Source organism: Paenibacillus sp. J22P51 (genome assembly GCF_059692215.1).
This window is the reverse complement of sequence record NZ_JCAUAZ010000021.1, coordinates 1-13,368: the sequence shown is the minus strand read 5'-3', so window position 1 is coordinate 13,368 and position 13,368 is coordinate 1. Positions and strand designations below refer to the sequence as shown.

At 47.7% G+C, this 13,368-nt stretch carries 11 protein-coding genes and 1 pseudogene; 4 read left to right on the top strand and 8 right to left on the bottom strand.

All coding sequences use genetic code 11. The features are described from left to right. The 8 genes and pseudogenes from AC58QC_RS27545 to AC58QC_RS27510 form a co-directional block, all read right to left on the bottom strand. Entirely contained in the window at positions 1-1,623 is a 1,623-nt protein-coding gene (locus tag AC58QC_RS27545) for a thiamine pyrophosphate-binding protein (RefSeq protein WP_497418243.1), read from the bottom strand. Between the two features lie 25 nt (positions 1,624-1,648). Next, positions 1,649-3,907 (bottom strand): EAL domain-containing protein, encoded by a 2,259-nt coding sequence (locus AC58QC_RS27540; protein WP_497418242.1) that lies wholly within the window; start codon positions 3,905-3,907, stop codon positions 1,649-1,651. 226 nt (positions 3,908-4,133) lie between these two features. Beyond that, positions 4,134-4,763, bottom strand: a complete 630-nt coding sequence (locus tag AC58QC_RS27535; RefSeq protein ID WP_497418241.1) for an ABC transporter permease — start codon at positions 4,761-4,763, stop codon at positions 4,134-4,136. A 19-nt stretch (positions 4,764-4,782) separates the two neighbouring features. After that, positions 4,783-5,730, bottom strand: coding sequence for an ABC transporter ATP-binding protein (locus AC58QC_RS27530; RefSeq protein WP_497418240.1), 948 nt, complete (start codon positions 5,728-5,730; stop codon positions 4,783-4,785). Between the two features lie 16 nt (positions 5,731-5,746). Beyond that, positions 5,747-6,682: a sensor histidine kinase gene (locus AC58QC_RS27525; protein ID WP_497418239.1), complete on the bottom strand. Its 936-nt coding sequence runs from the start codon at positions 6,680-6,682 to the stop codon at positions 5,747-5,749. Between the two features lies 1 nt (position 6,683). After that, the gene (locus AC58QC_RS27520; RefSeq protein WP_497418238.1) at positions 6,684-7,382 is read right to left on the bottom strand and encodes a response regulator transcription factor; all 699 of its coding nucleotides are present in this window, start codon (positions 7,380-7,382) and stop codon (positions 6,684-6,686) included. Positions 7,383-7,453: 71 nt separating this feature from the next. After that, a complete protein-coding gene (locus AC58QC_RS27515) occupies positions 7,454-8,248 on the bottom strand; it encodes an ABC transporter permease (protein ID WP_497418237.1) in 795 nt (264 codons plus the stop codon). Positions 8,249-8,339: 91 nt separating this feature from the next. Then, positions 8,340-8,972, bottom strand: a pseudogene (locus AC58QC_RS27510) (ABC transporter ATP-binding protein); the annotation flags it as partial. Between the two features lie 481 nt (positions 8,973-9,453). On the opposite strand from AC58QC_RS27510, the gene AC58QC_RS27505 reads away from it, so the two are divergent. The 4 genes from AC58QC_RS27505 (at position 9,454) to AC58QC_RS27490 (ending at position 13,051) form a co-directional block, all read left to right on the top strand. Continuing rightward, positions 9,454-9,945 (top strand): SRPBCC family protein, encoded by a 492-nt coding sequence (locus AC58QC_RS27505; RefSeq protein WP_497418236.1) that lies wholly within the window; start codon positions 9,454-9,456, stop codon positions 9,943-9,945. 28 nt (positions 9,946-9,973) lie between these two features. Continuing rightward, complete coding sequence (locus AC58QC_RS27500; RefSeq protein WP_497418235.1) at positions 9,974-10,990, top strand: SDR family oxidoreductase; 1,017 nt, start codon at positions 9,974-9,976, stop codon at positions 10,988-10,990. Between the two features lie 175 nt (positions 10,991-11,165). Then, entirely contained in the window at positions 11,166-12,011 is an 846-nt protein-coding gene (locus AC58QC_RS27495; RefSeq protein ID WP_497418234.1) for a MerR family transcriptional regulator, read from the top strand. An 86-nt stretch (positions 12,012-12,097) separates the two neighbouring features. After that, positions 12,098-13,051 (top strand): SDR family oxidoreductase, encoded by a 954-nt coding sequence (locus tag AC58QC_RS27490; RefSeq protein WP_497418233.1) that lies wholly within the window; start codon positions 12,098-12,100, stop codon positions 13,049-13,051. Positions 13,052-13,368 lie beyond the last annotated feature (317 nt).

Genomic DNA, 13,368 nt, shown 5'->3' with positions numbered 1-13,368 from the left:
TTACCCCCTCTTCATCGTTGGCGGAATTTCTTTTGGATCCATGATAATATCAATTACGCTCGTATGATTGCATCTAAGGGCATCTTGAATGGCATGCCGCAGCTCTTCAGCCGTTGTACAGCGGTAACCCCTTGCACCAAGAGCTTCACCAAATTTGGCTCCATCTAGCGGTGCCTTGTAGGTAGTCCCCACCGCTCTGCCAAGGTGCCGTTCCATTCCTTTATCTACCATGTCGATGCATTGATTGTTCGCTACTAAAAAGAGAACAGGGGCGTCGTAGTTGACCGAAGTAGATACTTCCGTCCCGTTCATAAACATGCAGCCGTCGCCTGTCAAACAAGCGACTGTTCTATTTGGGGCCCCGAACTTGGCACCGACCGCATATCCAATGGCACGGCCCATAGTGGCATATACTTCCTCAAAGTAAAAAGTACCCGGTACCTTAATGTCAAAATACTTGATAGCATAAAAAGAATGGCTGCCGGCATCACCATAAACCAGCGTGTCATCAGGTAATTCTTCACGGAGAATCTCCATAACTTGCTTGCCGCGAAGAAGCTCTGCAGATTCGTTGCTTTCTTCACTTTCGAAAGCAACGGGCATAGACCTCGGTGCAACTGTAATATCGGCGAATGACAAGAGAGCCTGTAGATTACTGCGGATGTTTCCGAGGACTGGGGTAGTAGCCACCGATAGAGCTTTGCCAATAAAGCGGGGTTCGTGATCAAATTGGATAATATGCTTAGGATATATCGACGGATTAAACCCTGGAATCTCCAGATCACTTAGTTGGCTCCCCACCACGATCAAAAGATCGATCCCATCACGGAGATAGGCCTCTGAAAGGGCATTCCCACCAAGGCCATATGGCCCCAGGTGCAGTGGGTGATTCGAGAGGAAAACCCCTTTGCCACCCGGGGTTGTTGTCACAGGAATAGACCACTTCTTGGCAAATGCTTCGATTTCATCGTAAGCGTTCAGCGCGTGAAGCGCACCCCCAAGGAATAGTAAGGGGCGCTTGGCTTCGGCCAGAAGGGAGGCCACTTGATCTAGATTGGAAGCTATGGTTGTCGGATAAGCATCAGGGAGCGTTAAATCGAAGTCCTCTATCTGTTCCATTAAGACGTCAACGGGGATGCATAGATGAACCGGACCTCGGACGCCAGTAAATGCATGCTCCATGGCGTGCTCCAAATAACTTCTAAGAAGCTCACCACGATCTACTCGTGCACTAAATTTCGTCACGGGCTCGAACATCTTAACAAGATCTGTGCCGAACATAGTACTGTCTTGACCAAGCACTTTTCCGATGTCGCGGATTGGCGGAGAACCTGTAAGGAACAACACAGGTACATTGGAAAAGAGTGCTTGACCTGCAGCAGTCAGCATGTTTATTCCGCCTGGTCCGGCTGTGCCAAGCGCTACACCTAAGGTATTACGTACTAGAGCATAGCCTGCTGCCTCCAGACCAGCTCCTTCCTCGTGCTTGCTTAGCACAAACGAAATGCCTGCATTGTCCATCTCTAATACAAGTGGAGTTACAGGCTTACCAGGTATTCCGAACACATGGGTAACTCCCCATTTTGACAGATGCTTAACTAGAACACTACTTACAGATGGCATAAGATCTTGATCCCCCTAGATATTATCAGTATAACTTTTTCATTCTGAAAATAAGATCCGAGAATGATTTTTCAAGTTCTTCTGCCGGGATTGGAGGACTAAAGTAATACCCTTGAACCTCATCGCATTTTTGAATCTGCAGGAAGCGAAGCTGTTCTTTCTCTTCTACACCTTCGGCAACTACTTCGAGATTCATGCTATGGGCCATGGCAATAATAATGCTCACAATGTTAGAACCATTCGAACCCTTGGATATATCCCGGACAAAGCTTTGGTCTATTTTCAATCGATCGATCGAAAAATTTTTCAGATAATTTAGAGAACTGTAGCCTGTCCCGAAATCGTCCATACTTATTTGAATGCCCAGGGAATGCAGCTTGCGAAGCATGGGGATAGCATGGTTTACATTCATTGTCATCGTTTCAGTAATTTCAAGGTCCAAATACTTAGGCTCTAAACCCGTTTCATCCAACACTTTTTTTACTTCATCTACAAGGGCATCATCCAGAAATTCCTGTGAAGACAGATTAACAGAGACTCGAAATGGGGGAAAGCCCTGTTCTTGCCATTTCTTGTTCTGCAAGCAGGCAGTGCGTAGAACCCACCTGTCTATCTGAGTGATCAGGCCTGTCTCTTCAGCGATTGGGATAAAATCGTTGGGCGGTATCAACCCCTTAGTGGGATGCTGCCAACGAACCAGAGCCTCTACTCCTTTAATCTCACCACTTCTAATATCCACTTGAGGCTGATAGAACAGTCGGAATTCACTATTCTCAATGGCCTTCCGAAGAGAACTCTCCAAAACTATTTTCTCGCGTGTCGATATGTTCATATCGGGCGAGTACAGAGCATGCATATTTAAACCGCGGTTCTTTGCACTGTACATGGCCGTATCTGCCGTAATCATTAAATTTTCAAGGTTATGCCCATCTTTCGGGTATATAGAGATGCCCGCACTAGCTGTTAAATGAAATTCGTATCCATTTAAATTGAATGGCTCGTTGAAAATAAGGAGGATGGCTTTTACCCGATCCAGAGCCTCTTCCGCGCACTTTATTTGAGAGAAGGCGAACATAAATTCATCTCCTCCCATCCTCGCTACAAATTCACTTGGCTTCAGCAAATCTCGAAGCCGTGAAGCAACCATAGTGAGGATTAAGTCTCCGCTAGAGTGGCCTAACGTATCATTAATAATCTTGAAGCGGTCTAAATCTAAACATACAATGGCAACCTGATAGTCTACGTCTTCCGCCTGTTGAATTAATTGAGTAACTCTATCCTTATAGTAACGACGGTTAGGGAGCTTGGTTAAATCGTCGTGATTAGCCAAGTAGTTGTACCTTTCTTCGGCTTTGACCCTTTCTGTAATGCTCCTAAACTGTCCAAAGGCACCTAGTAACTGCTTTTTCTCGTCATACAACGGGTAAGCATCGAATAGGCATACTAGTCGATCCTCTGTTGAGTTTTGCTCAAAGGTCATCTGAACGTCTTCAAAAGTTTTCCCATTTTGGATAACTTCGTATATATATTCTCCCATGGAGGTTAGATGCTGAACTTTTGTACCCAACATATCTTCTTTAGACTTCCCGGTAAATAATTCAGCGTATTGGTTGAAGGTAATAATCTCCCCATCCCGATTCGTCAAAATAATTCCATTACGGGTGTTGTCCATAATGATTTGGTTTAAAATATTTAGTTTTCGATTCTGCTTGCGCAGCAGTAGTTCTCTTTCAATAGAGTCTACAGTAGTTGCTAGCATCGTAATCAACATGGGATTCTGAAACTCTTTAGCGGTCATGATGATCAAGCTTCCAAGAAGGTCGTTGACGTCTGTGTAATGGAATGCAACAGCATAGCAGGCACTGCCGTGCAAGTATTCGTGATAATGATCATCACCAATAAGCTGGATTGGGGACTGGTTGTATTTTAACGCCATATTAACGACATTGGTTCCCATGCTAGCTTCAGTAAACTGTACACCTGAGCTAATTCCAAGCTCGTTTATGGTTTTTTTTATCGTTTCATCGCCCATCATCTGAAGGATGAAGCCTTGATCATTAGAAACAGATAATAAAAGAGGAGTTCCTTTTAAATAATGAAGGATTTTTTCTCCGAAGAAACTTACGACTGACAAAATTTCTTCATACTCTTCCCTTTTATCCTTCAATTCAGCAGGTGATAATATCTTCTGGGGAAATGGAATCTCTTTGGGATTCATGCCTATGTGCTTACAAAACAACTTTGACTCTTGTATAAATGCAGGTTTATTTGCTGTAATCACCATTTAGCCCCCCTAATTGGCTGATCGCTTTACATCATTTTGCATAACTATTCAATAAGTTTCATAAATAGTGTAAACGATTCCTTAAACTTTGTCGATAAATGACTAGCATAGTAGAAAATTATTATAGTATTTATTCATATGAGGTGAACAAGTGCTGAAAGTACTGGATTTTTTCCAGTTAAAAGCTCCAAGACTCACCGCCTGGATGTCTGCTCCGCAGCCCCAACTACAACTGGCTCCTACGCACGCCCGCGTAAGCCATGAGAGCCCCAACCACGAAGCACAACAAAGCTGCCATCACATAATTACCGTAACTGTCATCAACGGATATGTTATTGACAATCGCCATCGTAGCGTTGGATAAAATAAAGGCACTCACGATCAGCGCAGGCATTGTCTTCCGGAGCATGCCGAAATACAGCGGTATCATCGATACGCTCGCGCATGTAAAGGCGAAGATCAGTATACGAATGGCTTCTGCCAGAAGCCGATCGCGTGTCAGCGTTTCGGTAATGTAGTGGTAATGCGAATTGGCGAGCAAGAGCGCGGATAGAATGAAGACGTCGGCGATCAACACCGTTGCAAAGGTCCAAGCACCGATAATGACAAGCTTCGCTAGGAATATCAGGTTGCGAGGCACGGGGTAAGTGAAGAGAAGCGTAACCGTTTTGTTCCGATACTCGTCGATGACCATACGGGACATGAGCACCGAAGCGAAGACGATAAAGGTGATCCCCGCATAATTCATGATGCTCAGAAAGGCACGGTCATAGGTATGGATTTCATTATGCGGTACGTCGCTGCCCACGACCCACAGCACCAGCAAGATATTGGTGATCACAACGCTGAGCAACAACCCACGCCATTTGGTTTTCTTAATTTCCAGTTTGATGAGCTTCCACAGCATCACGGTTTCCCCCTTTAATTAATCCGAGGAAATAGTCTTCGAGCGAGCGCGTCATTTTATTCAGTGCCTCGACATCGATCTCATGCTGCACCAACAAGCGATTCAACATGGCAGGTGCAAGGCTTGGATCATAGATCCGTATGGTGCCGCGGTCCATAATTTTATAATTGGTGATTGCCAGCTTATCCTCCAGGACAAGCACAGCTCGACGTACATCAGTTACCATAATCTCGATATATTCGCTGTGCCGTCCACGGATCTGCTCCATCGATACCTCTTCAAGCAGCTTACCATGGTTGATGATACCAATCGTATCGGCCAGTTGCTCCATTTCCTGTAAAATATGACTGGAAATGAGCAGTGTCATGCCATATTCCTTGCTCAACATGCGAAACAGATCGCGGATCTCCCGGATCCCCGACGGATCCATGCCATTCACAGGCTCATCTAGGATGAGCAGCTCAGGCTTCGTACAGATAGCCCTCGCGATGCCAAGCCGCTGCTTCATACCAAGCGAAAAATCCTTCACCGGCTTGTTGCCGATGTCAGAAAGTCCGACCAGATCAAGCGTTTCGCTAATCGCCTTTTTATCATAATAGCCCATATATTCGCAGTGCAGCCCCAAGTTACCGCGTGCAGACAGATGTTCATAGAAGATAGGATATTCGATTATGCTGCCTATTCGTTTCATTGTTTCGTAGGAGTGGGGAGTCAGGGGAGCACCGAATAATTCGATTTCTCCGCTTGTTGGGGGTACCAGATTCGTAATCATGCGCATCACTGTCGTTTTCCCCGCACCATTGGGGCCGAGAAAACCGTAGATCTCGCCACGGCGAACCTGCATATTGACATTAGAGATGACCTCGGACTTTTTGAACCTTTTAGATAATTGTTTCGTTTGAAGGATGATGCTCATTCAGATCGGTTTCCTTTCAAAAGCGGAGTGTGGGAAAACGGACCGTAAACACGGTCTTCACATGGGGAACACTGTGCAGGGAAATGCTCCCTTCCATAAGCTCAACCAGCCGCTTCGTAATGGTTAGACCTAGGCCGCTACCCTGATAGGTCTGATTTCTGGAATCTTCCAGTGTGTAAAGTCGCTCAAAGACATGCACGCGGTCGCGTTCACCGATGCCTTTCCCTTGATCCCAGACGTCGATATAGACGCAGTCCGCATCTTGTCGCAGCGTGATGCCAACCATACCGCCGTCGTTTCCGTAACGTATTGCGTTGGACAGCAGATTTTGCAGCACACGCCCGAGTGCTTCTGAGTTCCCGTAGGCATAGATCGGTTCCTCAGGTATGGTTACATCGACTTCCAGACCCTGAGCTTCGATCATGTCGTAATAGAAAAGGATACCGTTCCGGCACACCTCACTGAAATTGATTTTGGACAAAGGGACAGGACGATCCCCCGATTCTAGCCGCGCCAGATCGAAAAACTGATTCGTCAGATTAAGAATATCGAGCGTTCTATCGTGAACCTTGAGAGAGAGGCGTCTGCGCTCTTCATCAGTGGCCGAATGGTCGTGCACGATCGTTTCCGTCAGACCCAGCACAACTGTTAGCGGTGTTTTCAGGTCATGGGACATGTTGGCGATCATTTTTTTGATTGCGTTTTCCTTGCGGGTGTAATCCGCTTCAACTGTGCGATTCGCATCTAGTAGCCGGTTGATGACGATTAACAAACCTTGGAGCTGAACGGAATCGGTATGAAGGAGAATTTTCTCGGAGGATTCTTTATCAAGAATGTCGGTTAGCTTCGCCTGTAAATAGCGGAGTTCACGCGATTGGCTGATGCTATGTCTTAATTGAACAACGGTAAGTATCCCGAGTAGGATACACAGACTGAGCCAAAACAGGTTCATATCAGAAATCCCCCATCTTGTAACCGATCCCCCATACGGTCTTGATGTATCGAGGGTTCGCAGGATCGTCCTCAATTTTATCCCGTAAGCGGGAAATATGGACCTGAATGGCATTCACATCGTCATAATAAGCGTCATTCCATACCGAGCGATAAATCTGCTCCTTGGAGAAGGCGCGTTTCGGATGCGACATCAGCAGTTTTAAAATAAGAAGCTCCTTCGCCGTAAGGTTGAGGGGGGTCCCATTTTTGGTAACGAGATGCTCATCTGGATGAAGCGTCAGTTCGTGGATGCGCAAGAGGGTAAGCTCAGCACTCGCAGGAGGACTGGCATATTGGGATGCTCGTCGCAGCATCGCTTTTACCCGTGCGGAGAGCTCGATGAGTGAGAATGGCTTGGCCAAATAATCATCAGCGCCGAAGCCGAGACCCAGCGCTTTCTCCACATCACTGTCCTTCGCAGACAGAATGAGAACCGGCACCGTACTTCCGCTCCGCACCCTGCGCAGGACCTCCATGCCATCCACGCCAGGCAGCATCAGATCGAGCAGGATCATATCAAAAGCTTCCTCGGCAAAGAGCCGCAGCGCCGCCTCCCCATCAGGGGCATGACGAACGGTGAGACTCTCTTTCAATAAATGTCTTTCCACCATTTCAGCGATCGCCAGGTCATCTTCTACAAGCAAAATGTGATTGGACATGTCGTTCCACCTTTTTACTTCATCTGCTTTCAGTATACTTCTTTCCTTGCGCATAATGAAACCACACCGCATTAGATAGAAACATCGCGCTTCACGAACACGTACCAAGCAAGGCCAAGGAAAAGAAGCTGATAACACGCCAACATCATTAATGAAAAAGAGAGTGACATACTGGCAATGAGTGGCCTGCCGTCTACATAACTAAGCAAATTGGTATTGGCGAAAATCAGGAATTTGGACCATTCAAATTTTTTGAGGATGTAGGCAAGCTGCCCTCCTGTCAGTAAGAAAAACAGGGAAATGCCGATGGCCATGGAGCTTGCACGGAACACGGATGAGAACATGAACGCGAGTGTGACCATGACGATCATTTCGATGCCGCTGTAGCCTGCAGCTTTCCAGAAGTAAGAAACATTTGAGAAAGCAGCCCCAGCATGCAGCTCAGAAGCGCCACCGAATCCGAAAAGGATACCTCCTGTAAGGTACGCAGACAGTAAGAGCAGTATCGTAAGCCCCAGCCCGTACAATAAGACGGTCCCGAACTTGGAAAGCAGGATCGTGGAACGGCTAAATGGACGGATTAGCAGCAATTTGATCGTACCGCCAGAGAACTCAGAGGCCACAATGCCCGCGGCAACGATGATCGTAAACAAGGTAACGATATCCATGAGATTCGGAATAGCGGAGAGGATCAAGTCCATGAACTCCCACACATTGTTCACTTTAAGCTCATCTTGGTCCGCGTATCGACAGAGTAAGCCTGCTGCGATAACTAGAATAGGAACGAATGCAATCATCACCCAGCTGCCGATTTTGGTGAATATCTTAATGAATTCATTCTGTACTAGTGTTGTAAAATTACGCATAGTTGGCAACCTCCGTTAGCCCGATGTACTTCTCTTCGAGCGTCTGCGTTTCAGTCTGAGTTTGTAAGTCTGCCAGTAAGAAGGTTGTTCGCAAACGCCCTTCCGTCACGACACCGAAGCGGTCGCACATTTGCTCCATTTCGGCGAGTAGATGTGAGGACACCATCACGGCAATACCTTCTTCGGCGGCGAGCTTGCGAACGAGCTGGCGCATTTCGCGAATGCCTGTGGGATCAAGGCCATTGGTCGGCTCATCGAGAATGAGCACAGCCGGCTTATGCAGAAGGGCCTGCGCAATTCCAAGCCTCTGGCGCATGCCGAGAGAGTATGTCTTCACTTTGTCGTGAATCCGGGCTGTTAACCCAACTAGCTGCACGATCTGGTCGATGCGGCTCTGCGGGATACCCTCCACCATGCGGGCGAATTGCTTTAGATTTTGCATCCCAGTGAGATGCTTATACAGCTCGGGATTCTCGATAATCGCGCCGACGTGACGAATCGCTTCCCGGAAGCTGCTGCGAATGCTGTGGCCGTTAATGACGACATCACCGTCGCTCATCCCGATAAGCCCGACCATCATGCGGATGGTGGTCGTTTTGCCGGCCCCATTTGGCCCGAGAAAGCCGAACACCTCTCCAGGAAAAAGATCAAAACTGATCTGATCCACAATGTTTTTATTTCGGATCCGTTTCGTCAGCTGGCGAACTTCGACTACGGGGTGAATGTTGGGCATGTTCATATGCGTACCTCCAATAAGTTTCATAAACATATCTTACTGGACACACCATGCAAGACTCTTTCCTAAATCTTACGAAAGTCTTTCGGAATGAAAGTAATGAGGGCTCCACCTAAGTTAACTGGAAAACCTCCTGTTAATTTCGCCCAAAATGCTCGATATTGAGGAATAGATGGAAAATCTCCAGTTAAATATTTCGATATCGGTCCTTTTGGCAACATTCGGTCAAATTACCTGTAGGAAATCCAGTTAGTTTCTCAGAAACGAGATAAGTTGCAGAATTAGCTGTAGTTTATACAGTTAGACATGCGGACGAAGGGAGCTGAGGTGGGTATGGCGAGGGGTACCGCTAGTATTGATACCGATGTTCGCTCGGCGCCTTTTCTTGATTGAACAAGCATCTACAGGTAAGATGAAATTATGCGTATTCTTGTGCTTGTGAGATAGGAAAAGATAGAGGAGGCATCGTATGATAGCTGATCTGCAACCCGCCCAAGGTGGTTATTTGGCTCGTTATGAGCGTCATTGGCAGCATGATGTGAAGGAAGTATGGTCATGGTTGACGGAAAACGATAAGCTTATGCAATGGTTCCCCGAGCTAGAAGTGGAAGAGCTCCGAGAGGGCGGCGTGATCAAGTTTAATATGCCAAACGACACATTCATTCCCATGGAGATTCTGGGGCTTACTACACATCGTGTACTGGCTTACACCTGGGACGAGGATCGCGTTCGTTTCGAACTCCAAGCGGAGCCAGACGGTGGATGTCACTTCGTATTCAGTGAATATCTACATAAAATTACGGAGCACACGCCAAGGGATTTGGCTGGGTGGCACGTTTGCTTTGATGTGATCGAGGCTTTGCTGGAGGGGAGAACCATTACCTCGCGTAAGGAGATGTGGAATGCGTGGTATGGGAAGTATAAACAGCTGACAGATGCAGTCCTGACGAATCAGGCATAGTACATATATGAGTAACGGAGGCGATCGTATGAAAGCGCTATTTATTGGCGGCACAGGAACCATTAGCTCGGCAATTACCAGACAGCTGTTAGCAGCAGGGTGCGAGTTGTATCTACTGAATCGCGGCACTCGCAATGCGGACTTGCCAGCAGGTGCACGTATTCTGCAAGCGGACATTAATGATGAGGAACGTGTAGCTAAGCTGATCGAGGACTTATCGTTCGATGTTGTCGCGGATTTTATCGCGTTCGAGCCGTCACAGCTGGAGCGGGATTATCGTTTGTTTGAGGGCAAAACAAAGCAATTCATGTTCATTAGCTCAGCTTCGGCTTATCAGACACCGCTTTCGGATTATCGCATCACCGAAGGCACGCCATTATCCAACCCATTATGGACCTATTCCAGAAACAAAATCGCCTGCGAAGAGTATTTGATCAAACAATACAGGGAGCAAGGCTTCCCGATCACGATTATACGACCGAGCCACACCTATGATGAGCGCTCCATCCCGCTTGGTGTGCATGGAACAAAAGGGAGCTGGCAGGTGGCGAAGCGCATGCTGGAGAATAAGCCGGTGATCATACATGGTGACGGTACTTCCTTGTGGACGATGACGCACAACAGCGATTTTGCCAAAGGGTTCATCGGGCTCATGGGCAATCTCCATGCGATCGGGGAGTCGGTACATATCACGTCAGACGAGTCGCTGACTTGGAATCAAATCTACGGAGCGATTGCCGATGCGCTTGGCGTGAAGCTTCAGGCGGTGCATGTGGCGTCTGAGTTTCTGGATGCTGTCAGCACACAGGACTATCGAGGCGGCTTGCTCGGGGATAAGGCGAATTCCGTTGTATTCGACAACACGAAGCTGAAACGGCTTGTGCCAGAATTCGTGGCTACAACCCGATTCGATCAAGGGATAAAGCGCACTATCGCCAATATCCTGGCTAATCCTGAGCTTCAGCGCGAAGATCCAGAATTTGATGTGTGGTGTGATAAGGTCGTTGGAGCACTAGAGGCTGCACGTAAAGCAATCATTGCGTAATGCGAACATATAGGAAGACACCCTCGGGCGGGCTGAGGGTGTCTTTTTTTCATTCTTACTACAACAGTCTGTCGAGCTAGTGGAGTAGGAATACGTGCTGCAACTTGCTCACCCTTTTTTTAATGAAATTCGTATAATGGAAATATCAGGGCACATATTCGAGAGGCGGATAAGGATGTCGAATTTCATTAGAATCGGACTATTTTCCAAAATCGCACAGGTCACTATACGGACTCTACGCCATTACGATGAGCGAGGCTTATTGAAGCCTGCTTATATCGATACCACGACAAGCTATCGCTATTACACTTATGAACAGCTCATCCGTATTCATCAGATTGTCGTGCTGAAGGAAGCGGGATTTTCCCTAGATGAAATCGCCACGATGATCGATCAAGCGCTCACGAAGGACGATATGAAGCGCATGATGCACCAGAAGAAAGAAGAGCTAGCTACCCAAATCGAAGAGGCGACTCAGCAAATGACGCGAATTGATGCTAGGTTGCATCAGTTGGAGCAACTGGGGGAGAAGCCTGCCTATGAGGTTGGGATCAAGCAAGTGCCGGCGCTTTACGTGGCTGGACTTCGCCGAATTGTTCCACGGCTGCAGGATATGCCGGTCTACCGCTGCCGTATGTTCGAGGAGCTAGAAGAGGGGCTAGGCGGGAGTGTGACGACGGCTAACATGCATCAAGAGTACGTTCTGTATCATATGACAGAGTTTATTGAGGAGAATTTCGATATCGAGGTGGCGTTCAGCTTCCATTCCTTATCGAGCATACATCCGCAAGGACCCATTACGGTGTATGAAATCCCGGCAGAGCCAATGGTGGCTAGCCTTGTTTACAAAGGTCCCTTTATGGGCGTTGGTGATGGTATATTGGCGCTTTTTACATGGCTCGGGGTCAACGGCTATTCGCAGATCGGTTCAGTTCGAGAGCTGCATCTGTTTGGCAGAGAAAATCACCTTCATGACTACAACAATGTCGTTGTGGAGCTGCAAGTTCCCATTTCTAAATAGGCCAGATCTATTTGCAAAATGCCTCTTGACTCTCCCGTTACGGTAGACAATATCGTTAGGATATCGAAGATGAGGGGGCATGAAGGATGAGTGAACAGGTGAATGTGATTTTTGGAACGGGACCATTAGGCATGGCCGTTATGCGGGAATTGAAGCGGCGTGGAGAGCAGCGGGTTCGAATGGTGAATCGCAGCGGCAAGTTGTCCGTGGATGATGCGTCTGTTGAAATTGTAAAAGGTGATGCAGCCCAGCCGGCCGATGCGATAGCACAGTGTAAGGGTGCTTCCGCGGTGTACCACTGTGCACATCCTGGCTATACGAACTGGCCGACACAATTCCCAGCCTTAACCCGGGGAATTATGGAGGGTGCTTCCGCGGCAGGAGCCAAGCTGATTTATGGCGACAACCTGTACATGTACGGTCAAGTGAATCAACCCCTAACCGAGAACCTACCGCACCGTGCAACGGGGAAAAAGGGGCTAACACGCGCCCAGATGGCAGAGGAATTGCTGCTAGCGCATCAATCGGGCAAAATCCGCGTGGCGATTGGCCGTGCATCGGATTTCTATGGGCCTGGGGTCAGGCAGTCCTCTTTAGGCGAGCGCGTCTTTGGCTTCGCCTTGAGCGGCAAGCCAGTAGGTCTGTTAGGTAACTTGGATGCGCCGCATACCTACACGTATATTGATGACTTTGCCAGAGGACTCGTGACACTCGGTCAAGAGGGGAGTGCTTTGGGTGAAGTTTGGCATATCCCGAGTGCGAAGACACTCACAACGCGGGAGATGTTGGAGCTGATTTTCGACGAGCTGGGCGCCACAAGCAAAATTAGCACATTATCCCGCCGCATGGTTACGTTGATCGGTCTATTCCATCCGATGTTGAAGGAAATCAAAGAGGTTTTCTACGAGTTTGAGCAGCCGTTCATTCTCGATCATAGCAAATTTGTTGCTGCGTTTGGCCCGCAAATGACGACTCCGCATGAGGAGGGGATTAGGCAAACGGTGCGGTGGTACAAGGAGATGAGGCTGGCGGCTAGGTAGATGAAGCCAGGAGCCTACGGACGACCACAATAGATGGATTTTCTGTAGCTAATTTGATCGATAAGGCCATCTCGGAGAGAATAACTGGATTTCCTACAGGTAATTCGGCGCAATTCCTTCGAATCAGTCTAAATCAGCCGAATTACCTGTAGTTTTTCCAGTTATTCGGCGTTTCGTGGGAAGCGGGACGGAATTAGCTGTACTTTTGGACCTCTGTCAACTAAGTAGACACTCGCTAAGAGAATTAACCAACGACTCTGTAATAGCTTTTTTCAAATTGAACTGGTGAAAGGTAACCCAAAGAGCCATGGATCCTT

What these genes read in the sequence shown, in the direction of transcription:
- AC58QC_RS27545 (WP_497418243.1), bottom strand. Translation starts at nt 1,623, where the DNA reads ATGCCATCTGTAAGTAGTGTTCTAGTTAAGCATCTGTCAAAATGGGGA.
- AC58QC_RS27540 (WP_497418242.1), bottom strand. Translation starts at nt 3,907, where the DNA reads ATGGTGATTACAGCAAATAAACCTGCATTTATACAAGAGTCAAAGTTG.
- AC58QC_RS27530 (WP_497418240.1), bottom strand. Translation starts at nt 5,730, where the DNA reads ATGAGCATCATCCTTCAAACGAAACAATTATCTAAAAGGTTCAAAAAG.
- AC58QC_RS27525 (WP_497418239.1), bottom strand. Translation starts at nt 6,682, where the DNA reads ATGAACCTGTTTTGGCTCAGTCTGTGTATCCTACTCGGGATACTTACC.
- AC58QC_RS27520 (WP_497418238.1), bottom strand. Translation starts at nt 7,382, where the DNA reads ATGTCCAATCACATTTTGCTTGTAGAAGATGACCTGGCGATCGCTGAA.
- AC58QC_RS27515 (WP_497418237.1), bottom strand. Translation starts at nt 8,248, where the DNA reads ATGCGTAATTTTACAACACTAGTACAGAATGAATTCATTAAGATATTC.
- AC58QC_RS27505 (WP_497418236.1), top strand. Translation starts at nt 9,454, where the DNA reads ATGATAGCTGATCTGCAACCCGCCCAAGGTGGTTATTTGGCTCGTTAT.
- AC58QC_RS27500 (WP_497418235.1), top strand. Translation starts at nt 9,974, where the DNA reads ATGAAAGCGCTATTTATTGGCGGCACAGGAACCATTAGCTCGGCAATT.
- AC58QC_RS27495 (WP_497418234.1), top strand. Translation starts at nt 11,166, where the DNA reads ATGTCGAATTTCATTAGAATCGGACTATTTTCCAAAATCGCACAGGTC.
- AC58QC_RS27490 (WP_497418233.1), top strand. Translation starts at nt 12,098, where the DNA reads ATGAGTGAACAGGTGAATGTGATTTTTGGAACGGGACCATTAGGCATG.